The 23398-nt window shown below is 39.6% G+C and carries 19 protein-coding genes; 11 read left to right on the top strand and 8 right to left on the bottom strand.

The window, feature by feature from the left end:
* Positions 1–215 precede the first annotated feature (215 nt).
* The 5 genes from ACLCDV_RS19010 to ACLCDV_RS18990 all read left to right on the top strand — a co-directional run bounded on the left by ACLCDV_RS19010 (position 216) and on the right by ACLCDV_RS18990 (position 7135).
* Positions 216–776 (top strand): RNA polymerase sigma factor, encoded by a 561-nt coding sequence (locus ACLCDV_RS19010; RefSeq protein WP_411971974.1) that lies wholly within the window; start codon positions 216–218, stop codon positions 774–776.
* Positions 777–917: 141 nt separating this feature from the next.
* Positions 918–1880 (top strand): FecR domain-containing protein, encoded by a 963-nt coding sequence (locus tag ACLCDV_RS19005; RefSeq protein WP_411971973.1) that lies wholly within the window; start codon positions 918–920, stop codon positions 1878–1880.
* Positions 1881–1986: 106 nt separating this feature from the next.
* A complete protein-coding gene (locus ACLCDV_RS19000) occupies positions 1987–4647 on the top strand; it encodes a TonB-dependent receptor plug domain-containing protein (RefSeq protein WP_411971972.1) in 2661 nt (886 codons plus the stop codon).
* 37 nt (positions 4648–4684) lie between these two features.
* Complete coding sequence (locus ACLCDV_RS18995) at positions 4685–5926, top strand: DUF4374 domain-containing protein (protein WP_411971971.1); 1242 nt, start codon at positions 4685–4687, stop codon at positions 5924–5926.
* Positions 5927–5974: 48 nt separating this feature from the next.
* Complete coding sequence (locus tag ACLCDV_RS18990; protein ID WP_411971970.1) at positions 5975–7135, top strand: PepSY-associated TM helix domain-containing protein; 1161 nt, start codon at positions 5975–5977, stop codon at positions 7133–7135.
* 131 nt (positions 7136–7266) lie between these two features.
* Here the strand turns inward: ACLCDV_RS18990 and ACLCDV_RS18985 are convergent, their stop codons facing one another.
* From ACLCDV_RS18985 to ACLCDV_RS18975, 3 genes are all read right to left on the bottom strand, one after another.
* Positions 7267–8316 (bottom strand): YncE family protein, encoded by a 1050-nt coding sequence (locus tag ACLCDV_RS18985; protein WP_411971969.1) that lies wholly within the window; start codon positions 8314–8316, stop codon positions 7267–7269.
* A 505-nt stretch (positions 8317–8821) separates the two neighbouring features.
* Positions 8822–9496: a hypothetical protein gene (locus tag ACLCDV_RS18980; RefSeq protein WP_411971968.1), complete on the bottom strand. Its 675-nt coding sequence runs from the start codon at positions 9494–9496 to the stop codon at positions 8822–8824.
* A 148-nt stretch (positions 9497–9644) separates the two neighbouring features.
* Positions 9645–10250, bottom strand: coding sequence for a hypothetical protein (locus ACLCDV_RS18975; RefSeq protein WP_411971967.1), 606 nt, complete (start codon positions 10248–10250; stop codon positions 9645–9647).
* Positions 10251–10430: 180 nt separating this feature from the next.
* Between ACLCDV_RS18975 and ACLCDV_RS18970 the strand changes: the two genes are divergently transcribed.
* Positions 10431–10772, top strand: coding sequence for a hypothetical protein (locus tag ACLCDV_RS18970; RefSeq protein ID WP_411971966.1), 342 nt, complete (start codon positions 10431–10433; stop codon positions 10770–10772).
* A 1423-nt stretch (positions 10773–12195) separates the two neighbouring features.
* On the opposite strand, the gene ACLCDV_RS18965 is transcribed toward ACLCDV_RS18970, so the two are convergent.
* Positions 12196–12762, bottom strand: a complete 567-nt coding sequence (locus tag ACLCDV_RS18965) for a hypothetical protein (RefSeq protein ID WP_411971965.1) — start codon at positions 12760–12762, stop codon at positions 12196–12198.
* A gap of 626 nt (positions 12763–13388) precedes the next feature.
* On the opposite strand from ACLCDV_RS18965, the gene ACLCDV_RS18960 reads away from it, so the two are divergent.
* Genes ACLCDV_RS18960 through ACLCDV_RS18945 form a run of 4 tightly spaced genes read left to right on the top strand, consistent with a single transcriptional unit; the run spans position 13389 to position 19779 of the window.
* Entirely contained in the window at positions 13389–13757 is a 369-nt protein-coding gene (locus ACLCDV_RS18960; RefSeq protein ID WP_411971964.1) for a hypothetical protein, read from the top strand.
* A gap of 1 nt (position 13758) precedes the next feature.
* Positions 13759–15219 (top strand): TlpA family protein disulfide reductase, encoded by a 1461-nt coding sequence (locus tag ACLCDV_RS18955; protein WP_411971963.1) that lies wholly within the window; start codon positions 13759–13761, stop codon positions 15217–15219.
* 21 nt (positions 15220–15240) lie between these two features.
* Positions 15241–18417: a SusC/RagA family TonB-linked outer membrane protein gene (locus ACLCDV_RS18950; RefSeq protein ID WP_411971962.1), complete on the top strand. Its 3177-nt coding sequence runs from the start codon at positions 15241–15243 to the stop codon at positions 18415–18417.
* A gap of 3 nt (positions 18418–18420) precedes the next feature.
* Entirely contained in the window at positions 18421–19779 is a 1359-nt protein-coding gene (locus tag ACLCDV_RS18945; RefSeq protein ID WP_411971961.1) for a RagB/SusD family nutrient uptake outer membrane protein, read from the top strand.
* A 68-nt stretch (positions 19780–19847) separates the two neighbouring features.
* On the opposite strand, the gene ACLCDV_RS18940 is transcribed toward ACLCDV_RS18945, so the two are convergent.
* The 4 genes from ACLCDV_RS18940 to ACLCDV_RS18925 form a co-directional block, all read right to left on the bottom strand.
* The gene (locus tag ACLCDV_RS18940) at positions 19848–20189 is read right to left on the bottom strand and encodes a hypothetical protein (RefSeq protein WP_343570303.1); all 342 of its coding nucleotides are present in this window, start codon (positions 20187–20189) and stop codon (positions 19848–19850) included.
* Between the two features lie 162 nt (positions 20190–20351).
* Complete coding sequence (locus tag ACLCDV_RS18935; protein ID WP_411971960.1) at positions 20352–20924, bottom strand: MauE/DoxX family redox-associated membrane protein; 573 nt, start codon at positions 20922–20924, stop codon at positions 20352–20354.
* Positions 20925–21063: 139 nt separating this feature from the next.
* Positions 21064–21888: a hypothetical protein gene (locus ACLCDV_RS18930; protein WP_411971959.1), complete on the bottom strand. Its 825-nt coding sequence runs from the start codon at positions 21886–21888 to the stop codon at positions 21064–21066.
* A 28-nt stretch (positions 21889–21916) separates the two neighbouring features.
* Entirely contained in the window at positions 21917–22906 is a 990-nt protein-coding gene (locus ACLCDV_RS18925; protein ID WP_411971958.1) for a hypothetical protein, read from the bottom strand.
* Positions 22907–23223: 317 nt separating this feature from the next.
* Between ACLCDV_RS18925 and ACLCDV_RS18920 the strand changes: the two genes are divergently transcribed.
* On the top strand, positions 23224–23364 hold the full coding sequence (locus ACLCDV_RS18920) for a hypothetical protein (protein WP_317664890.1): 141 nt from the start codon (positions 23224–23226) through the stop codon (positions 23362–23364).
* Positions 23365–23398 lie beyond the last annotated feature (34 nt).

Raw genomic sequence — 23398 nt, 5'->3', positions numbered from 1 at the left:
TGGCTTTACTGGTTTTTGAATTTACAAAACAGGATATAAAAAGACAAAATAGATAGCTCGTTAATTATAATTTTCATCTCCATTTTTTATCTTGGTGCCACCTTACCCAGATATATCTAAAGTGTCGGATTTTAATCTAAGCCCAAAAATCCAATGTACAAGTTATTCATACATATTTTTTCAATTATTTGAATTCATTCTAAATAGCGTTATCTTTGAAGACTGAAAACAAAGAGACGATGGTGAGCAAAAAAAACATATCAATTCTTAGACTGGATGAATCCAGTTTTGAAGAACTGTATAAAACATATGCTCCCAAAATGTATCGCATAGCTTACAGCCAGGTAAATGATCAAGATATTGCTGGAAATATAGTTCATAATGTTTTTCTTTCTATTTGGGAGAGGCGTGACACATTGATTATAGAAAAGCCCGAGCATTTTCTTACCCACGCAACGAAACTCCAAATTATTAAGAACTTTAGAGATGCCGCCAACCAAAAGCAGCATCTTCAAAGTTCTTTACTTGGCTATAACGAGGCCGATTATAGCACACAACATGAAATATACTACAACGATCTCTCCGATCGAATAAAAACGCTTATCAATAAGCTGCCACCACAATGCCGCCGGGTTTATATGATGCGGGATCAGCAGGGACTGGATAATTCGCAAATCGCTTTTCAACTAGGTATCTCCCTCAGTGCCGTTAAGCAGCATATTGGTAATGCCCTCTCTTTCCTTCGCGCCAATTTGAATGATATAGATTCTGAATAATCTTTTTTTTATTGATATACAGTTTGTTGTGTTTTTTTTATAGAAAGCACCTGTACTTTTATCTGCGTTAAGGAACTGTTATTATAGAGTACCTTATTTAGACTGAATAAATTGGTATAAGGTTGCTCTTAGGTAATCATAATGAAAATTACGGAAGAAGAAATAAAAAGGTATGCAAGCGGTCATTCCTCTTTGGAGGAAAGAAGACGCGTTGATACTTGGTTAAAAGAGAATGACCAAATGGCTGAGCCAGCACCCGGAGAAGCGGAGCAACTGCAGTCAGCTTGGAATAGGCTTTCAACTAACATAATACAGGAGGTAAAACTTGTCGATACTCCTATTAGAAGAGTTAACTCCAAATTATTGTCTTCTATTGGAGCGATTGCAGCAAGTCTTGTTATGCTTATTGGTTTAGGCTGGCTGGCCTACCAATATGTAACTCCGGTTCCGAGCTTGAAAAATGCGGTGTTAAAAAAGGTACATACAGAGGCGGGACAACGTTTGACAGTAACACTATCTGACGGTTCGATTATTGTACTGAACGGGGTGAGTGAACTTGAGTATCCAGAAAAATTTGATGGTCGGCAACGATTGGTGAAATTGCGAGGAGAAGGATATTTTAATATTGCACATGACGAAAGTAAACCATTTATTGTTAACACGGATTCCTCTTTCACCCAGGTACTTGGAACGCGATTTAATTTAAAGGCTTATGCCGATGACGAGCAAGTTGTGATGACGGTAGAAAGAGGGAAGGTACGTTTTGGTCGATATGATCAAAGAGATCAGGTCGTACTTACAAAAGGTATGCAAGGAATTATGGACTTTCACAAGGCAGTACGAAGTAATCAGGTACTGCCTGAGGACGCCATAGACTGGACAGAAGACTCATTTGTGATAAAGAATGAGCCATTGGCCAACGTCGCTAAACGTTTAGAAAGACGTTATGCTGTAAAGGTCAATATTGAATCTCAATCCTTACGTTCGCTAACGGTGACAGGGACATTCAAAAATGCTGAGCTTGAAGAAATCTTGCATAGTCTGGCCTTTAGTACCGGAATAAATTATTCGATGAAAAATAAAACAATCACAATTAGAAAATAGATGAGGAAGTAAAAAATAAATAAAAAAAACCGGTATGCTGTCGACCAAAACTACATACCGGACTATGAAAAATCCTAACAGTATTTATCCATAATTTTTGCAAAATATGAAAATATTTTTAGCGCAGCAACCTTATGCTTTTTTGTTGCGCATAATTTCCTGTGCACTACTGTATACATTATGTTTACCAACCTTTACATTAGGCCAACAAAGTTCGCTTCTAGAGAAAAAAGTGACTATTGATTTTGATGATGTAAAAATATCCCAGGCACTTCAGCAGATTGAGGAACATATACAATGCACATTTGTATACAGCCCTCAGCTTTTGAATACTGATCGCAGGATCTCAAAAAAGTATAGACATGAAAAGTTGGATCGCCTACTTACAGATTTATTTTCAGGTAAGAAACTCAAGTTAAAACAGAACGGTAATCAAGTCTTTATTGGTTTGTCAAGTGAAAAGAAACAACGAGTTTATGGACGAATAATTTCAGCTGAGGGGCCACTTGCAGGTGTATCGGTTTCGCTAGGAACAATGAATACTACCACAGATCATCATGGACAGTATAGTCTCTCTGTTTTGGTAGATCAGGACTATGTTCTGCGTGTCAGTAATGTAGGCTATAAGGCGATTTACCGCTCATTTTTTTTGAAAGAATCGTCTCCGATGCTTATTAATCTAGAATTGCAGCCCGATCAACAAATACTGGAACAGGTCGATGTTGCTGCAAAGACTGCTAGTCAGGCGGTCAAAGAAACAGGATTTAATGTCAATGCGATTGAAGTTAGTAAATTCAATAACAGCACGCGTGATGTCAATCAGATTCTTAATACCACGACCGGGGTCCGAATTAGGGAGTATGGAGGACTAGGATCCGATTTTAACTTTTCACTGAATGGTCTCTCCGGTAAGGCAATACGTTTTTTTATCGATGGAATTCCTATGGAAAACTTTGGTATCGGAATGAATTTTAACAATATTCCCGTTAATCTGGCTGATAGACTCGAAGTGTACAAAGGTGTAGTACCTATTGAATTAGGTTCCGATGCGCTGGGAGGTGGTATTAATATGGTCACCAATAAGGGCGCGAAGAGTTATCTAGATGCGAGTTATAGCCTGGGATCTTTCAATACACATCGTCTTTCGTTGAATGCACAGTCCGTCAACGATACAACCGGGTTATTGCTTAAGTTGACCGGATTCTACAATTATTCGGACAATAACTATTGGATGCACAGCAATTCAAAGTATGATGCAGCAATCTTGGTACCCGATGGACCCGATAGTTTTGTTGAAAAGAGCGTTAGACGTTTTCATGATCAGTATAAGTCGGCTATGTTACAGGGAGAGGTTGGCTATGTAAACCGCAAATGGGCTGATGCATTTGTTCTCGGTATGTTATATAATAACCATTACAAGGAGTTTCAGACCGGTCAGAGCCAAAATATTGTTTATGGTAAAGTCAATCGTCATGGTGACTATTTTATGCCTACCCTACGTTATAAAAAAGATAATTTGTTTTTAAAGGGCTTAAATGTATCTGCTTTTGCAAGCTATGCCGTAGATAAATATACTGTCGTGGATACCTCTAGAACAACCTATTGGTGGGACGGTTCGGTACGTAGCAGCCAAAATAATTATGGCGAGTTTGGAGCCTCCATTAACAGATCGTATACAAATTATCAAAATTCATTTTTATTGACCCGCCTAAATCTGAATTATCGTTTCGATGACAATAATCAGCTTGTATTCAATCAAAATTACAACGACGCCAGACAGAAATCCGATGAAGAGCTGAGCCAAAAGGTGTTTAGCCCCTCTGGCCAATCCAAATCGGTATCGGGGCTATCGTGGCAGAATAAAGCTCTTGGAAATGCACTACATACTACTGTTTTTGCAAAACTTTTTCATTTTAGAGTAGAATTGGGCGAGGTGACCGGGGGAAAAAATCCAAGGGAGGCACAGAAACGGGGCTATGATAATTTTGGGTATGGTTTGGCAAGTCGCTACCGTATTGATAAAAATACAGGATTAAAGTTTTCTTATGAGCATGCCTACCGACTGCCTGAGCTCGTCGAAGTACTGGGGGACGGTGTAAATATTATTGCTAATCCAGATATTAAGCCCGAAAGTAGCCATAATCTAAATCTTAGTACTGACTATATCTTCACAAAAGGGGCGCATTTCTACAGTGTCGATATCGGTGGTTTTTTCCGTAATGCCAAAGATTTTATTTATACAATTCCGGCCGGTAATAACACCTCCCAATTTCTAAATGAAGGTAAGGTGGTTGTGTTTGGAGGAGAGGCGGAGCTACAATATAAATATGCGCGGATTTTAGAATTTACATTAAACGCCAGTTATCAAAAGTCTAAGCAGAATCAAAGGTATGTCTATGGAACACAAACGCCTAGAGCCAACTATGGTAATATGATCCCCAACCAGCCTTGGCTATATGGTAATCTCTATTTGTCTGTAGGCAAAAGTGATTGGTTGGGAAAAGGTACAAGGTTACAGTTTGACTGGTCAAGCCAATATTACCATAGTTTCTATTTGACATGGGAAGCTTGGGGCAGTACGCAATCCTTAAATGTAATTCCAACACAGCTGCTGCATCATGCTGGTATTACTTATTCTTTAAGAGATGGCCGTTATAATATTTCTGGCGAATGCAGAAATCTCGGGAATGAACTCGCCTATGATAATTTTCGCCTGCAAAAACCGGGGCGCTCTTTCAATCTCAAGCTACGCTATTTTATCCAATAATATTCACATTTAACATAATTAATTATCACATATGAACATGACCAAATTTACTATACTGGCGCTAGCTGCGCTTTTTATAGGTACTTCAGTCCAATCTTGTAAAAAAAGTAACACCACAGACAATCCTGATCCTGAACCCGAAACCGAAAAAACATTTGCTGTAGGTGGGCTTGTGATGGATCCGGACGGAACTTATCTTTTTCAAAATAGTACACTTTCTACGGGGGAAATCTCTTTTTTGGGAAAGGGTGCAAATGTAACTAGTCAGGAGCCCGGATTCTTGGCCTTCATGGCAAAAGACGGTTACTATTATTCCTATAAATCTGCCGAAAATACGTTGAGTAAATACAAGTATACCAATCAGAAATTGGAGACCGTGAAAGTAATTCCTTTTGTTTTAGCGGAAGGATACCGCTATAACCATCAATGGATTGACAATACAAAGTTGTTGGTATATGGTTATCAGGGGGCTTATAAAATTCTTAATGTCGAAAGTATGACAGTGACCAAAGAAGGTAAGTTCGATCTTCCAACAAAAGCTGGATTAACTGGTCCTATCGTTGGATTTGCTGAAGTTAAAGATGGCAAAATGCATGTGGGGTACTGGTATGGTGACGAGAAATATCCGGTTGCTGTGAAGCCAGGCAAAACCAATTATGCGACAGGCACAGCCTATTTTGCAGTATTTGACTACCCTGCGATGAATAATCCTGTATATAGCGAAGATAATCGATCGACGAGTCCAGGAAATGATCGAAATGGCGTATTGAAGACATTTCGATACAATGATGATTTGTATATTCTTACATCTCCTTTTGAAATGGTTGCCCAAAATTGGGACAAGCCTCATGGTATCTATCGGATAAAAAAGGCAACAGCTGTGGTAGATCCGAATTATTTCTTTAATCTATCTGAAAAATTAAATGGTGATCCAGTATTAGGTGGAGCCTATGCCGGAAATGGAAAACTCTTGATCCGTAGAATACGTATGGATAAGGCGCTGACTTGGGGTTCCTATGGATTTGGTAATGTACAGGAATTTCATGTGCTAGATATGGCTACGGGAACACTAAGCAAATTGGATTTACCTTTGGCAAAAAGCCAGCCTACAGCTCCCAATATTTTAGCGGATGATGGTAAGGTTTATTTTCCTGTAAATACAAAAGATATCGATGGGAATTTTTATATCTATAGCTACGATAGCGCAACAGGAAAGCTGGAAAGAGGAATCAAAGTGAATGACGTTGATGGTGTAAATGGTCTTTTTAGAACAAAATAAATAGCATATAGTCGCTATGAAACCAAATGGTGGTATAGCGACTATTTTATGAAAATTATGGCACAATCTAAGAAGTCTCTATTCAGAAGGATCAGCAATTGGCTTCATCTTTGGCTAGGGCTTATTTCGGGAATCGTCGTTTTTGTGGTTTGTCTTACTGCAGCAATATGGACCTTTAGGGATGAAATTGTACTTGTTTTTACGCCGGGACAAAAAGTTGAAAAGATGGACAATGTGTTTTTGCAGCCATCTGAATTAAAACGAGCCGTGGGGAAATTTGAGAAAGAGATTGCTCCAAAAGGTCTGGGAAAACTCTATTCTCTGGATTACAGGGATAAGGATAAAAGTTGTTTACTGACTTACGGACCCGACCCAGATGGCAATTACCACGATCTATACCTTAATCCTTACAACGGTCAACTTCTTTATCATCGGCTAAATGAGGATAAAATAACCAAATTTAATGATTTCCTTCGTGCCGGACATCGCTTCTTTTGGCTGCCAAGACCCTTTGGAAGCTATTTCGTAGGGACCAACTGCCTGCTATTTCTTATTACTTTGATTACTGGTTTTATTTGGTGGTATCCTACTAAATGGACTAAGTCTACCAGAGATAAGAGTTTTAAAATCAAATGGAAAGCCAATTGGAAACGTGTTAATATTGATCTTCATAATGTATTGGGATTTTACACCCTAATTATAACTGTTATTCTAACCGTAACTGGAGTTGTATTTACTTTTCGATGGTTTGACGACGGTTATCATTGGTTGATTACAGGTGGAGAGACTAGATTGCACCACCCTGAGAAAGGAATTTCCGACACCACATTGCTCAGTACATCCTTTCGCTATCCTGACGATGAAATTTGGCGAAGATTCATACAGCACCAAAATGTGAGAATTAAATACCCCAAAGAAGCAAAAGATGTATATACTGTTTATATTAACCCGACAACAGGGCATAATGATTTGACGACATGGTATGAAATGGATCAAAACAGTCTGGCAATTGTGGGAGAATCTAAATATGCAAAAATGTCATTGGGGCAAAAAATTTATCGGGCCAATTTTGATATCCATGTAGGTACTATCGGTGGAATGCCGACGAAAGTTTTGGCTTCTTTTGCCTCTTTAGTGGGAGCTTCATTACCCATTACTGGATGTGTTATTTGGTATAATCGTAAATGGGGTAAAAAGCGAAAACGGTGAAATTTGACGGATTGTTTATTGATCTTATTGATTGTATTTTTATAGGTTCTTATATTTAGGTAGAGGCTTGCATAATAGCATATGCTTTCTCAAAATAGTAATTTTTGCGAAAGCATAACTAGGCGTACAAATTAGATTTTTGTGATTTTTTGAACCGTGTCGCCATTTTCTAGACCTTCTTCGGCTTTGCGAGAGCTTTTATTGGTCACATAGACACTGCCATCCTTTTCATTTATAACGAGTGTATTCGGTAAGCCTTTTGTTGCAACGCGCTCAATTACTTGATAATCTTTCATGTTGACAATAGCTACTTCTTTTTTATTCCTATTAGCAACATAAACCAGGTCATTTTTGCTGTTGTAGACTAAACCGATAGGGGAGGCATCATAGCCAAGATAGATCTTATTGATAATATTGCCTGTCTTGCCATCTAGTACGGTAATGTTGTTGTCATTAGACTGGCTTACAAAGAGACGATTATTGGATTTGTCCACGGCGATATTCAAGGGACAGTAAGACCAGGTTTTCCATTTACCAACAAGTTTATGATCTTTTGTATCATATACCAATATATTGCCTTCCATTGTTTGGCTGTCACTACTGTAAAGCCTGCCACGTTGTTGATCTACATTTAGGCCCAGAAGAGAGGTGCCTGGTGCTGTAATGGTTTTTTTATAGGTGTTGGTCGCACCATCGACAACCCAAATTGATGGAACGCCATGATCTAAAACATACACCATATTGTTTTTCTCATCAACAGGGATCTCTCTGATCTTAGATTTCTCGCGGCCGCTTGGAATTAGCGTTTGTTTCTTTGTTTTTAGATCAATGGCACCGATACTTTGCTGAAGGCTATGACCTACATACAGGGTATGTGTCGTATTGTTGATGGCAAGTCCAAAGGGTGTATTTTTACCGCTGTTGATCGAATCGACAACAGCGAGATTCTGACCTGATAATACATACACATATTGGTCACTTTCAGCCTTAAATCCTCCCTTAGGACCTAGGACGTAAATTTGGTCATTAGCTGTATTGAAAGCTAATTGGTATAAGCTTGCATTGATTTTTTGATTGGATGCGATCTTATATTTCGGTGCAGAACTTTCTTTCCTGCCTTGCGCAAATGCACTGCCCGCTACGAGCAATGCTAAAAATAGTACGGATGATTTTAATTTCATATCGAGTGATATTTAGGGGAGTACTGAATTGTACTCCCGCAGGTGAATTAATATTGGGCTATAAATTATTGTACTTAACTGTTTAATAGTAATTTTATGCAGACCTGAAACAGATCCACCGGCGGTGACGTTAAATGGAGCGCTTGCCTGGGTACCCTTAAGCTCATAGTAACCATTGATATCTCCCTTTTTAGTCGTTGGATTTGGCTAATATACATCATCTATTATTTATTATTAATGATTAAACGGAGATTTTCCTACGGCAGCAGTTCTGTTATAATTATTGTAAGACTTTAGATGAAAGATAGTTATCGTCAGGCTCATCTTTTTAAACTAAGAGATTTCCAAAGGTTGAATTTAGGTTTTTTTTAATTGTTGTTCTGGCCACAAAGCTAATTTAAAGAAAATTTTGTGCACCTAGAGGCCATACAAGGAGAATAGCCTTATTTTAAATTTGTCTGTTATTCAGTAATTGCGTTGGAAATATTGTACCCTCTATAGGAATTTAGCTGAGTTTTGCCTCTCTTGTTAGTTTACTTTTGTCTATCCCTAAATCATTACTGAATAAATCAACTAGTATTTTTTCAATTTCGCTTTTATTAAAAGTGCTCGGGTTGCGTCTAGATTTGAAATAACTTTCACGTGTCATTTTTTTTGCTAATTGCCCAACTGTTTGCAGGTTAAGTATGTTGCCGAATTTTTTTGCAAACCAAAGTCCGGCATTAGAAAATGCAAGTCCTGCAAGTCCGATCTGCCAATTAAAGAGTAGTGCAGCGCAAGATGTTACTAGTAAAACTGCAAGTGTAACGGATATCCAGTAGGGTGGTCGTAGGATATGAAGTTTAAATCCCAAGTGCACTTCCAATTTTTTTACCAGAGAACGTCTGCTTTGTTTTGGCAGAAGGTCGAGGAGAGCAGAGCTGGTCGTGATTGTTTTGTAGTCTATTTGAAGTATCGATGCCATTGCATCACGCAGTTTATAAAAAGCCTGTTGGCTTGTGCAGTCGTTCGATTGTGCCAGTTGAATTTTATTGGAGATATGATCACATAGTTCACCAAAAGTGAAAATGTGCATGAGTTCGGTGCTCTCAAACTTCATGTTAAATGACTTTTCAACTTTAACAAGTAAATCGCTAATATCGTCTGGATCTACATTTTCTAGTTCGTCATCTGCCATCATATTGCTCTTACCAATTGGTTACAAAATACAAATTTGCTGTAAGAATAACATTTAGTATTTTTTTTAATACGCAATTGTACTGTTTTCATTTAATAATCCGATAATCTATTCAAGCCGTGTTAGCGATCATCCAATGTTGCTATTGGTCTTAAGCTATCCAAGTATCCTCATATTTAACAACCTTCCATTTGCCTTTTATTTTTTCAAGAATAAAATACCAGCCCTGGCCACACAATCCACCGCAGATATGATCCACGGATACAAAGGCTTTTTGACCATCATGTGTCAGAATAGGTAAGTGGAAGATCAACTTTGTTAAAAAACGTTCTTCCATAGTCAATCTATTGCCGTCTTTAACCATATACTTATGAACGATTGCTTGGGGAATATGAACCGTATCCCTGGCTCTTGTCTGATTGAGAAAACCGATGGAATCCTGCACGTTATAACCAAGGTGGCTAAACAATTCCCTGATTCCAATAGCATCTCCCGGAGGATAATCCCCCTTGTAAGACGTATGTATCAGATCTTTGGTAAATTTGTTTTCAATGTAAGTCTCAGGCTTTTCAGTTATGATCAATCGATTGATATAAGTGTCATGGGTGAGTATTGCTTCCAGTATTTCCGCATAGTCTTTTTCAAAAGCAGAATAATTAAAAGTTTTTTCTGGCGTTTTTGCTTTAGGTTTTTCTTTGGCAGTGTTTCGACAAGCTACTAGAAGAAATAGAAATGGAGCTAGGAAGTATACTTTCATAAAATAAAAAAACTGATTTAAAAGAAGATGTCAAAATGTTTTCTTTTCCATAATGCATTTTACTAAATTCATTTATCAGGTTTTTATTTATGACCTCATTGGTAAATCATTAAACATGAAAGCGGCAATTTTTCTTTTTTTACTATCGTACCGGTCTCTTGTAATTACTATACTGGTGAAATGATAGGAACTTATAGCCCTGCTGACTATACAAACACCTATGATACAATTCAGCTAGCGACTGATAATATATATTATCTCCGGATGTATGATAGGAATAAAAAATTAGTGTTGAAAACTAAAGGAAAGTGGAAAGTAGATCACGATTTAATAGTGTTTGAACCGCCTTATTTTTGGAATTTGGATAGAGATTTAGTAAAATTTCCTGAACATTTAAACGATACTATAAGCAATGGAATTGGATATATAGGTGGAAATAGCGGTAGGATAGAATTTTGTATTGGTCATTTTTCTGCTGATATCCCAAATCAAAATTGTTATAAAAAAGTAGCAGAGGAATAGAATTAAAATTTAACAATTATAAACAACACAGGTAGACTTACCTTTTTTTACGATTAATTATTTACAATCATACCCTGATGTATAAAAATAAGTCAGTACTTAAGGCAATGCCAAACATGACTGGAAAACCGAACACATTTTACAAGTGTAACCTAATTTTTGGGATATCTTCGTTTCTTTTAACAATTACGGTTAGAACAAATATAATCTATGCTGCCGTTGATAATGCTGGTTTAGCATCCGCTATTATAACATTATGGAATTGGTTCATGCTCTTAAGTTTAGCTATTGCAGCTCTTCAGACTTTGGCACTTTCTTATAAGAATGGTGGGATTCAATACGTGTTTTTAAACATACTACTAGTGATCTGTTTGATTATTACGCTTATAGGAATGTTCCTTATTCCATCGGGAGCAATTTTGTCATAATTTTCGTAAATTTACCCTATGAACCAACTGTCTCATTTACCACGACACATACATGACGAATTAATCGAAATTGTCAGAATCATCTGTGAGATAACAATTCCGTCTAAGGTGATTTTGCCTAGAAATCTCGCTAAGGGCAAGTCGGTGGAAGATGGGTATGTCAATGAAGGAACGGCTTATTCTTAAATAAGTGATTACGATATTTTGGTTCTATCGGATAATTGAACAAGGGATGAAATGGAGATTGTTATCAAAATTGATAATCGTACCCTCAAATATGAATATAAACTAAATTCAACTGTTAATTATCAATTCTGAATGCAGGTTGCATGTATACATTGTCTGAGCCAAGAAAAAATAAGTACTGTTTATACTTGTGACCTAGATAATCCTCATATTGAAAAATTATAGTGTTTCCAGAATACTCTGTTATTTCCATAAATACCGAGCTTAGCTCCATAACAATACAAAATGATAGTTTTTTTCCCTTTGCAAGCATTACATTTTTTACGATGTAAGGAATTTCAATGTCAATATAATCTGGAAAATTATGATTAATCTCTAAATTTTGTAGGGCATTAGATTTAATGATTATATCGAACTTTGTTTCGCTATGTAATTTTGAATTAGTATAAATAATATTGCTTACCTCCAATATCGGGAGATAACTGTCTAGAAATCTCCTTTGTTCTAATTGTGTAATTACCCTTTGCTCTCTAAAAGTTTTAACCAGATATATTGCAGTAAATGCAGTAACAAAAAGTATCGCCCAGTCGCTTACAGTACCCCATATTGAAGCCTCGAAAGGGATTTTAAAAAGTCCGATATTTGGGTACCCTTTATTTAGAATGAGCTAATTATTTACGAAATCAATTCCCGAAAAAAAGCTGATAATCATACCGATGATTAGAAGTGCTTTATTATTAAAGTTTTTCATTATGAAATTAAACAATTTTATGGAATGGAGTAAGGTTCATAAGTAAATAAAACTTGTTTTAATTCTGCCCAACCTCAATCACGTGTTTCCCTAATTCTGTTAAAACATATTCAGAAGCAATGTTTCCTTCAAAATTTTTCTTGTGTAATGTCAATAAACCAAGTTCAATGCATACTTTTAAAGAGGTAATTAACCTAGAACTTCTACGTTTAAGGCCTAATAGTTCTAGGATTTCAGATTCATTTTTTTCATCGATGCAAAAAGGAAGAATCAATGCTATTCGTTCAATATCCTTATCTGTAATCTTATTTTTATTTATCAGGTTGTTTTCGCTTAGTAGCTTTGATATATTGCTGATTAGCTGTTCAGAATAGGTAAACTTCTCCTGTAATTGAAGCTGGCCATATAGTTCTTGTTGCATTTTGCAGGCATCTTCATTGATAGCTAACGAAATGAGCTGTAATTCATAACATCTTAAGAAATTATTACTGTTATAACAGAGTCGATTTAGTCTAGTGATACTTATTCCAACCTTTCTACATACTTCAGATTTATTTACAGAGCGTTTTGCAAGATATTCTCCGAATGGTGTTAATTGCTTTTTCTGTTTAATGTTTTTTTGCATTTTGAGAGATATTGGTTTATCTCAAAAATATTTCTACAATTATTTTTTATACATTTTGTTTTATTATTGATACATAATGTATAAATTTGTAATAATTAGTTTCCCTTTTGGAAACGATGTGAAAAGATAAGGATGTTTTATCCGAAGATCTTGTGGAGAAAAGTAGGACATTCGAACACAAGGAGTAGGAAAGACCTTTGTCTTATGCTATCTTTGCATAGTCATAAGACTTGGTCACCCTGCTTGCTCTGTGTTCGGCCGTCGAAAGACGGTGGCTGTCCTACGCCTTCTCGGCAGAGCAAGCAATAGGGTGATCTAGTATAACTCTGTTGTTTCTGCCAGTTTCTCCTCAAAGAAATAAACAATAGAATTATGAAAAAAAAACAATCCACAAAAAACATTTTCAAATCACCCGAGTAGCTCGGTGCGATTCAGCCAGCAATGATCTGGCCACATCAGCTACGGAATTCGAGACGCCCAATTATTTACCTAGTGATACTCATTCAGAAGAATTCTAGCTCCCCCAATTAATCAATTTTATTACGGGCGGTTTACGGCCTAAAAAGTAACCGATTCAGTCGGACTGGAATAGGTATGCTCTAAACTCGCCATCAAAAATCTAATGAATGAGATCTAATTACGCTCACCTAATTCTACTGGATTTGGTAATTTATGAAACTCATAGATCAGGATATGATCCTGTGAAAAATGTTCAAGACTTTTGGGATAAGTATCCTCTAAGTACAATTAAAGACTATATCGTTGTTTTACATCCTGACAAGGTTGATAACGGAAAAATGAGAGATAATCCGCAATTGTCTGAATTTTCCGTAGAACTTCTCCGCGTCCTGATAGCTTATTTTATGATCCACATGACTCAATTGGATCTTGGTAAGGTATCTATTTCAGTAGAGGTAAACAAGGAAATTATAGATACTTCTAAAGCGATCTCCGATTTCTTTAATCGCGTATCCCCATCCAATACCAATTCCTAAAATGATGAAAAAATTAAAACTACAATCCAATAGCAGTGCGTTGCTATGTATTCAAATACTAAAGATTACGGTACTTGTGATCTTATACCTTCTAGTTTCTATGTTTAATTTATCAGCTCAGACGCCTCGCAAAGACAGCGGGGCCGATGGACTTTATATCAATGACAAGGTTCCAGAAGCCTTTTACAGTGAGGTACACCAGATGATCGATTGGTCTACCGGAAATACCTATAACAGATCCTTAGATAAGGATAGAAACAAACTTATTATACTGGATTTTTGGGCACACTGGTGTGTGCCATGCCTTGGTTCCTTAAAAAATATGAATGAGCAGCTGCTCGGCAAGATAGATACTGCGAAGGTTGCCATCATACCCGTCACCTATGAGGGAACTGCCGAAATTCAAGCTGTCCTTAACCGTTTTGCTTGGAAACATCAGTCTGTGATCAACGATTCGATCTTGTCCCGTTACTTTCCACACCAAGCTATCCCACATATGATCTGGATCTATAAGGGAAAGGTAATAGCAATGCCGCGAGCAAATTACGCCACGTTGGAAAATATCAATATGTTGCTTGCTGGAAAAATGCCTTCCGTCTATAACGAGTCTGATATCAAGGTAATAGATCCTAATCAGCCTTTCTTTCAGGAGCATAACGCTCCAGCGGTTGTGCGCTATCAAAAGGATAGCTTTAAAGTCGGTGGCTACGCCGAGGGCTATGCGCAGGTAACTTTTAAAAGAGTAAAAACGCCTAATGGTTGGCTCTACTATGGTATCAATATTCCCATCGATCAATTGCTTGTATTTGTCTATCAGGATCTGCTGACTGACAGAATGGATCTATTAAAAGCAATAAAATATGAGGTTGGACCTGATCTGAAAAGTAAGCTTAAAATCGGACGCCCCAAAATGTATAATAATGACTTTGCTAAAGATTCGATCTATGGTGACTGGCTGAGAAAAAACAGTAGAACTGTTGAATTTCGCGCGCCACAGGGGATAGGAGAGAAAGAAGGTTTAAATCTGTTCCGGCAGTACCTAGCTGATTATGTGCTAGCTGAACATCAGCTCGAGATCAGTATTGATCAATCAAAACAATATAAAGTCCCAGTGTTAAAATGTATCGGTAAGCCGAAGGAGACAATAGGACTGCTAACAAAGAAAGCGAAGTCTTCTGAACCTGGTTATCGTTATTTCAGTGGCCGATATAGAGAGCTTAAATGGTTAGACTTTGTAAGAACGGGATTGCCAAAACTTCCCAATGAACTGTTTGATGATAATCGCATAGTCGATCAAACTAATTTGCCGAAAGGGCTGCTTGTCCATATGCAATTCCCGATGGACCTTATCGGTAAAGGATCGATGGATTATGTACAAAGGGAACTGAAACGGTACAACCTAACTCTTAAAGTCGGTTATGAGAAAGTTCCGGTGCTTCTGCTCAAAGAAGTTGAAAAATAAACCAATTAACCTTTAAAACTAATGAAAGCTATTTTCTATTTTTTTATACTGCTATTGCTTCCATTGCTAGCTAGTGCACAGCAAACGCGAAAGATTAGGGTAATCGACAGCAACGATAGGCCTATCCCAAATGTCAATATTCGGTTAATTCCACAAAATAAGATGTTAAAAACTGATGACCTGGGTTATTTTTCTTTTGTACAGGACGGGCAAAAGCAGATTGAAGCCTCTGCAATTGGATATAGTAGGCAAATGGTCTCCCTGCTGTCAGATCCCGCAATTACTGTGATTCGCCTGAAAGCCACGTCGGTGCAGCTAGATGAAGCCATCGTCAACACAGGATATTATCGTACGGATAAAAGAAATTTGCCGGGCTCCTTTGTACAGATCGATCAAAAGTTGCTGCAGCGCAATCCCTCTCCAAACATTATAGAGCGGCTGGAGGGTATTACCAGTGGGCTTCAATTTGACCGAAGGACAAATTTTAATGAGAACACCAATAAGCCGTCACTGCGACTGCGGGGTGTAGTCTCAATTGAATCTAGTTCGGAGCCCTTGATTATTTTGGATAATTTTCCCTATACAGGGGATCTAAACCAGATCAACCCCGATGATATCGAAAGTATAACGGTACTCAAAGATGCTTCTGCGGCAGCAATCTGGGGAGCTAAAGCTGGTAATGGGGTGATCATACTGAGATCCAAAAAGGGTATTAATAATACACCTTTGAAGCTAACCTTTTCGGCAAGCAGTATCTTAAAGGATAGGCCTGATTTATTTTACAATAGAAACTATATCCCCTCCGCGGATCGTGTTGATCTTGAACAAACGCTCTTTGATCGGGGTTTTTACAACCGGGCTAATCCGACTTTACTGCCTGGTGTAGCCGCCCTCAATTTTAAATATAAGGATGGTCTGATTGATCTGACCACATTGGAACAACAGAAAGAGATCCTGCGAAATAGGGATGTACGCGAGCAAGCTCAAGAACACCTTTACCGGATGTCCTGGCTGCAGCGCTATAACCTCCAACTCAAGGCTGGTGGATCAAATTTCAATTATCTGCTTTCTGCGGGCTTCGATCAAAACAATCTTAATATCGTAGGGGATCGGGACAGACGCTATACCTTATCATTGAATACGGAATATAACCTGCTCAAAAAACTGGTGCTCAATACCAATATCCGGTTGAATATGAACGAGTCTGTTCATAATGGTTACTCGCTGAGCGACTTAAACTATACCCGCAATCTAGACAGTTATACGGCCTTTGTGGATGGCGATGGCGCAGCGATTCCTATTAATTACCGCTACCTATCTTCCTATGTTGAAAGTGCCGAGAAGAATGGCTTGCTCGACTGGTCTTTTAGTCCTATAAAAGATCGAAACCAACAGGATCTGAATTCGACAAACCGGAATCTATTGTTAGGGACAGGCCTTTCTTATGAGATTATCTCGGGATTGAACTTATCGCTCAAATATCAATTTCAGCAAGGAATCAACACAACTCGTAACCTCTACAACAAGGATAGTTACTTGGTACGCGATCTGGTAAATAGATTCACACAAGCGGATGGTACTTATGTCATTCCTCTGGGTGCCATATTGGATCAGAACAATGGGAGCGACCAGTCGTACAACTGGCGTGGCCAGCTAAATTATAGCCGTAATTTTCTGAAAAGACATCAGATCAACGCATTGGCAGGAGCAGAGCTGTCTGAGAATAAGACCATTGCCGAAGCTGGAAGCCGTCTCTATGGTTATAACAGCGACAACCTGAGCTATCAGACAAGCTTCGATTATACAAAATACTATCCTGTCCGCCCAGAGGGCAGCGGCTTGATTCCAACCAATACAGCTACAACACTGGAATTAACAAACCGATATATCTCTTACTACGGCAATCTGAATTATGTATTTGATAAGATGCACACCCTTAGCCTTAGTACCCGATGGGATGCTTCCAATTTATTTGGAGTTAAAACAAACCAAAAAGGTGTACCGCTGTGGTCTATCGGCGTCAATGAAGACCTCAAAAATTCCCTAAAGTTAACGCCAAACTGGATCTCTAGGCTCAACCTGCGGGCTAGTTATGGGGTGACAGGAAATGTGGTTAACAAAATCAGTGCTTTGCCTACAGCTTATGTGGCGACTTTCGTATTCCCGAATTCATTGCCGAGTGCTACTTTATCCAGTGCTGGAAATCCCAGTTTAAAGTGGGAGCGAATCAATATCCTTAATCTGGGACTCGACTTTGCTGTGCTGAACGGAAGAATTCGTGGAACGATTGATTTTTATTCCAAAGATGGAAATGATCTGATCGGCGAATCTTTTTTGGATCCAACGACGGGCATCTTTACTTTAAATGGAGTGTCAAATGTTGACAACCGGATCAACTATGCCAATATGATTACCAATGGACTAGATCTGAATCTGAGCGCAAACATCCTGCAGGGCAATTTTAGATGGGATGCTAACCTATTGTGGAGCTATACGAACAACAAGGTGACCAGCTACATGGCAAACAGTGCCGTCAAAACGAGCAGCTTTGTATCTTCTCCGAGACCGCGGGAGAGACATTCGTTGGATGAAATATATGCGTACCCTTTTGGCGGACTGGACCCGGCTACTGGAATGTTACTTACACCGCGTGGAGACAAGGATTATACGGGGTATTTTAATAGCATCTCGATAGACGACCTTATTTTAATTGGGCGTAGTTTTCCGCCATATCAGGGAAGTATACGCAATACATTTGCATATAAAAGCTTTGGTCTGAGCTTTTTGGTCCAATGGAAAAATGGCTTCTATTTTAGAAGGAAATCCATTGACTATGCGAAGCTTTTTCAAAATAGCATTGGCAATATCGACTACCTTGAACGTTGGCAAAAACCGGGGGATGAAAACACAACGATAGTACCGGCTTTACCGATCGATGTAAACGCCAACCGGGATAGCTATTATGCAAATGTAAGTCCATTGGTAGTCAAGGGCGACTTTATCAAGCTCTCTGATATTCGTCTGGACTATAACTTCGCATTCAAAAGCGTGAGGGGTGCCAATATGGGGGTATTTGCGCAGTACAATGGTGGGTTGATCCTATACCGTTCCAATAAATTTGGCATTGACCCCGATGCGGTCAATTCAAGTTATCCGATTCCCAATGCATATTCGATAGGTATTCACTTAAATTATTAAATCATGAAAAGACTTTTGAGTTTACTTTGTCTATTATTTTTATGGGGATGTAACCCCAGTTTTTTGGATGTAAAGAACAACAAATCGCAGCTAGTACCATCGACTTTGACCGATTTCGAAATGCTGCTCAATAAGTACACGGTTATGAATACATCCACGGGAAATGGTCTCGGTATTGCCAGTGGTGATGAAATCGCTGTGGATGATAATATTTGGCTGGCACTGAAAAAGCTACAGGATAAAAATGCCTATGTCTGGAGCAAGGATCTTTTTGAAGGTGAGGATGTGCCCGATTGGAACAATCCATATCAGACGGTTTTATATGCTAATCTCGTACTCGATGGATTGCAAAAATTGAAAGGCAAAGAGCAGGATGAAAGCACACGACTTAAACTCGAAGGCTACGCCCTGTTTTTTAGAGCGAAATCATTTTTCACTTTGGCAATGCATTTTGCTGTTCCTTGGGGCGATATCGACAATGAAACATTTGGAATTCCTTTGCGATTGGATTATGATCCGACTTTAATTTCTAAAAGGGCGACCGTAACGCAGACTTATGCACAGATTGAACGTGATTTGTTGCAAGCGCTGGATCAATTGCCCAAACAGGTGCCCGTATTGTATCTGCCCAGTCGGGCATGTGCCATGATCATGCTTGCTCGCCTATATCTGGTCAAAAGTGATTTTGAGAAAGCCTTGACCTACGCCAACATGGCGTTAAACGAGGGGTATTCATTAATGGACTATAATAGTATTACACCCGGAGCTAGTTATACTTTCCCCGCAAATGGAATAGGCAACAGGGAGTTTCTGTTTTTTGAAACTGCGAACTTAGTTGAATATTTTTTCAAAACCAAATTGACCGTTCCGACCTCGTTTGTGGATTTGTTCGATGGTAATGATCTGCGCAAAAGCTATTTCTTTACTAAGGTTGGAAACCTGTATCAGTACAAGGGATCCTACCTCGGTTCGGCTGCACTCTTTACGGGGATAGCGCTTGACGAAGCTTATCTGATCAAGGCAGAGTGCTTAGTGCGTTTGGGTAAAAACAATGATGGATTAAAGGCCCTTGGCGAGTTGCTTAAATACCGATATAAACCAGGTACAGCACCCGAATATAAAGATATGACGCAGGAGATGGCATTGAAACTCGTGCTGTTGGAACGGCGGAAAGAATTGTATTTAAGAGGACATCGCTGGTACGATCTAAGAAGGCTCAATCGGGAAGATCATCTTAAGGCGGATCTAAAGCGGACGGTGAATGGAACAGAGTATTATCTTCAAGCAAGGGATCGCAGATACACCTTTCCTGCTCCTGATGAAGTCGTTATAAAATCTGATGTGCTGCAATTTGAAAGGTAAAAAATAGGCTCCATCATAAATTTGATGGAGCCAATAATCAAACCATGATAAACAAAATTATGATGTATCTATTGTTCTGGTTTGTAGGTCAGATCACTTGTAATCTGAACGTTCGACAATTGTGATGCTTCATCTACTGTTAACCCTGATAGGTCGTGATTATCGGGGTTTTCAATAAACCGTGCACAGCGCATGTCATCGGGAGTTGTGTTACATTGGCCCGATAAGGTTGGATCTGTAATAGCACTTCCTAATACATCATCGCTTGGATTGGATGCATTTGTTGTAATCTGATACCAAGACGATGATGTTTTTTTCTCAGCGTTTTTAAAACTATTCAATCCGATAAAGGATGCCATTGCAACGGCCACAGCTACTGCGGCTTTTGCATTAAATTTCATTTTTTTCATACGTTTAGCGTATTTCTATAATTTATAATTGTGTTTTTTCTCTTTCTGACAGGTAGTTAAGACCGATCTAGGACGAGAAGCCCTTAGTCTTTTGGCAGACGCGCCCTTCTGCCGAACCAGCCTAGGGTTCAGCTTCCGCTGTAACAGCTATTGCTAATTTCTTTATAAACCTAATATGGGTTTTCGTGTTGTTTTAATAGATTTTCTTATTTTCCAATCAAGTAGTAAGCCTATAATACATGCTATCGAGATCAGGCCATTGACCCAAAGATGCGCTTTCCAGCTGATCGGAAATTCAAGAATACAATCACATGGTATACTACCCCATGTATCGCGTAGGGCAAGAATTACATAGCTTGAAAAAACAAGCATCAGTATAAGCGTTGCCCAAAATCCCAATCTTTTTGTCCCTTCAAAAATAAAGAGGATGCCTGTGGCCAATTCCACGGCTGGCAGGATATACGACAGTACAATGCCATATTGATCGGCAAAAGGTTGCCTGATCATGGATGCGCGAAATTCGGCGAAGGTGAATACTTTTTTCGATCCGACAAAGATCCACAGGCAGATAAAGACAAAAGTCAATACTTGCAGGAAAAATTCCTGGGGATGCTTCCTGATGTACGAAACCACCCCAGTGAATTTGCGCCCTAACCAGCTACGTGACCTCACACCTTGAACTGTATCCGCTGCTGCAGCCCCATCATACTGTATATATTTTTCGCTTCGTTCCATAGTCTTTTTTGTTAACCGTTTACTAACTTTTGTAAGGCTAAATTACAATCTCCGACAGCCCCAGCGTTAGGCCGAAGATGACCTAGTGATAGGCAGCTTTTGCTATCGCAATATCCGGCTAGTCAGGGCAAACATCCCTCTACTCACAGTAATCTTCCAGCCGATAGGGGTAGCCCTTCGGGAACTCATCATAGCTGTGCAGATAGGCCAGCACAATGGGGCATACTTTGCGCTGATTGAACAGCCTCACAATGGCGGGCATATCAAAGGGATCTTCTACAGCAGTAGTATAGCTATCCATTATCTCTATAATCTCCTGTTTGAGCTCTATCTGCTTTTTTTCTTTTTCTTCGGGATCGAGACAGCTGTAAAAGACCTCGTTGTGCGCATCCTGCAGTTCGGCGATCTCGAGCAGCTCCACATCCCAATAATCGAGTTTAAAGCCATAGCTCCTCAGGATGGTAAACAGAGCTTCGATGCAGTGATGTAGATCCATTTCCTCAAGCAATGGCTCGGGGCAGGGCGGAAGTAGATTATAACAGTCGCGATGACAGTTCCCATCGAGTTGCCGGCGCTGGGCGGCTGTTTTCAGCATCATATCTTGCATATCCTGAGGGTCAAAATAATAGGCCTCCGGTTCGCCCGGCCGATAGATGGTCGAAGCACAGGTGATCTCGGTCAGGATAACGGCCAGGAGGTAAAAAAGCTCAAGCTGGCTGTTGTGCTCCGGCGGAAAGCTAAAGCTGAAATAGTCGTCAAAACTGAGATAATCTTCGGGTTCAATATCGTCGAGAAAGGTATCATAGAGTTCCTGCCGATGGACCATTAGTTCCTGGTGTGTATATCCGTTTTCCCAGCCCTCGGGCGTAATGAGGTTCATCAGTCGGGGCAAGATGTCGTAGCAGTCCTGCAGGATATTGTAGAGGCAGTCGCGATCAAGCTTTGGGTTGTTGTAAAATTTCATGTTCTTTTTTATCGGATTAGAGGATAAGCTATTTGTGCTGTTGTGTTTCGATGTGCTTTTTATACTCGGCGGTGGTCATGCCGCTCATTCGGCAAATAAAGCGGTTCATCTCGCTGACCCCACCGAATCCGGCCAGTTCTGCGGTGGCCGCCTGTCTCTCATTTTCGATGAGCAATTGGCCGATAAGCTGCAGCAGCAGTCTGTTGCGGTCTGCGCGCATGCTAACGCCATGGTAGACATGGTATTTTCGGCTCAGGGTAGCATGCGCTATGCGCAGTGCTTTCGCAATATCCTTTAGTCGGGCATGTGCTCCTTCCTGCACAATGAACAGCTCGAGCAGCTGCCTTGCCTGCTCCGGAAGCGGGATGTCGGAGTTCTGCTCCAGCAGTTTGAAGCGGCTCAGGTTGACCAAAAAAATAAGATGTTTGAGCAGGATGCACTCATTGTCGAGGATATAGGGATTGAGACGGCTGAAGATAAGCTGCAGGTATTTGATCGTAATGCTGCCCACGCGAAATCGGATGCTTTGGACAGGAAAAGGCGAACGTTCCTTTCGGGCCCGGAGAAGGGGAACGAGGAATCTGAAATGCTGCAGTGCCGGTGGCCTGAACATGCCCGCATCGATAACAAAGCCTATCAAAATATGATGCCCCACAGGCAGATGAAGGTTGTATTGTCCCGGCGGTAGGTAAAAATAGCTGCCATAGCTGGGCAAAATTTCAACCACAAAATCCGCGGCGGCCTGTTTGGCAAAGATGGTCTGCTGGCTGAATAGGGGATAGATCAGATGCAAGTCTTCCAGTCTGATCTCGATAGCGATGTCCATGGCCTCTTCGATCCAGTATTCATAGGAATAGAGATAGGCAAAACGGCCGTCAAAAGTCTGTTCGCTCACCCGGTTGCGAGGGGATTCCCAATGCTGCTGCTGGGCATGACGTATAGGGAAAGTGATTGCTTGTGTGGGGCAAGAAACTATCTTATAGTCGCTCCCCAGGTTGAAAGTATAGGGTTTTATCATCTATAATTTATAATTAGCTAAAAGATGATTTTATGAAGTTTAAGGGAAGAACACCAAATAAAATGCTAATCAACCTGTTTTTGGGGCCAACCGACAGCTTTTGGTCGAAATCAGTATTTTCTGTCGACTAACCGACAGCTGATCGTCCTGACTGTAAGCCAATCGACAACGTGCCTGTTATCTGCAATTTTTTTTTGGAATTATTTAGCTGTTCAAACATATTTGTTTTTATTGGAACCAATTGGAGTATTCATGTGCTCGACCGCGGGAAGGTACAGCCTGCGCGAGGGCCGATTATTAATTTTAGATGCTATGAAATGAAAATCTTGAAAGAACAGGAATTCAATGGCTTGGATCAGGTGCTGGCGGAGCAAACGATGCTCCAATGGACAGCGCTGCTGCCATTTATCTCAGATGACGAAGATGATGCAGACAGCTGCCCCATCTTAGCTTTCTAATTTTTGCAGCCAAATACCCTTGAGGTAGGGAAGG

The organism is Sphingobacterium sp. Lzh-3, from assembly GCF_046764375.1.
Classification (GTDB): Bacteria; Bacteroidota; Bacteroidia; order Sphingobacteriales; family Sphingobacteriaceae; genus Sphingobacterium.
The sequence above is the reverse complement of the archived record's forward strand: the minus strand, read 5'-3'. Positions and strand labels throughout refer to the sequence as shown.

Excerpts from the sequence above, each read along its gene's own strand:
- ACLCDV_RS19005 (WP_411971973.1), top strand. The coding sequence starts at position 918 with ATGAAAATTACGGAAGAAGAAATAAAAAGGTATGCAAGCGGTCATTCC.
- ACLCDV_RS19000 (WP_411971972.1), top strand. The coding sequence starts at position 1,987 with ATGAAAATATTTTTAGCGCAGCAACCTTATGCTTTTTTGTTGCGCATA.
- ACLCDV_RS18995 (WP_411971971.1), top strand. The coding sequence starts at position 4,685 with ATGACCAAATTTACTATACTGGCGCTAGCTGCGCTTTTTATAGGTACT.
- ACLCDV_RS18990 (WP_411971970.1), top strand. The coding sequence starts at position 5,975 with ATGAAAATTATGGCACAATCTAAGAAGTCTCTATTCAGAAGGATCAGC.
- ACLCDV_RS18985 (WP_411971969.1), bottom strand. The coding sequence starts at position 8,316 with ATGAAATTAAAATCATCCGTACTATTTTTAGCATTGCTCGTAGCGGGC.
- ACLCDV_RS18980 (WP_411971968.1), bottom strand. The coding sequence starts at position 9,496 with ATGATGGCAGATGACGAACTAGAAAATGTAGATCCAGACGATATTAGC.
- ACLCDV_RS18975 (WP_411971967.1), bottom strand. The coding sequence starts at position 10,250 with ATGAAAGTATACTTCCTAGCTCCATTTCTATTTCTTCTAGTAGCTTGT.
- ACLCDV_RS18970 (WP_411971966.1), top strand. The coding sequence starts at position 10,431 with ATGATAGGAACTTATAGCCCTGCTGACTATACAAACACCTATGATACA.
- ACLCDV_RS18965 (WP_411971965.1), bottom strand. The coding sequence starts at position 12,762 with ATGCAAAAAAACATTAAACAGAAAAAGCAATTAACACCATTCGGAGAA.
- ACLCDV_RS18960 (WP_411971964.1), top strand. The coding sequence starts at position 13,389 with ATGAGATCTAATTACGCTCACCTAATTCTACTGGATTTGGTAATTTAT.
- ACLCDV_RS18955 (WP_411971963.1), top strand. The coding sequence starts at position 13,759 with ATGATGAAAAAATTAAAACTACAATCCAATAGCAGTGCGTTGCTATGT.
- ACLCDV_RS18950 (WP_411971962.1), top strand. The coding sequence starts at position 15,241 with ATGAAAGCTATTTTCTATTTTTTTATACTGCTATTGCTTCCATTGCTA.
- ACLCDV_RS18945 (WP_411971961.1), top strand. The coding sequence starts at position 18,421 with ATGAAAAGACTTTTGAGTTTACTTTGTCTATTATTTTTATGGGGATGT.
- ACLCDV_RS18940 (WP_343570303.1), bottom strand. The coding sequence starts at position 20,189 with ATGAAAAAAATGAAATTTAATGCAAAAGCCGCAGTAGCTGTGGCCGTT.
- ACLCDV_RS18935 (WP_411971960.1), bottom strand. The coding sequence starts at position 20,924 with ATGGAACGAAGCGAAAAATATATACAGTATGATGGGGCTGCAGCAGCG.
- ACLCDV_RS18930 (WP_411971959.1), bottom strand. The coding sequence starts at position 21,888 with ATGAAATTTTACAACAACCCAAAGCTTGATCGCGACTGCCTCTACAAT.
- ACLCDV_RS18925 (WP_411971958.1), bottom strand. The coding sequence starts at position 22,906 with ATGATAAAACCCTATACTTTCAACCTGGGGAGCGACTATAAGATAGTT.
- ACLCDV_RS18920 (WP_317664890.1), top strand. The coding sequence starts at position 23,224 with ATGAAAATCTTGAAAGAACAGGAATTCAATGGCTTGGATCAGGTGCTG.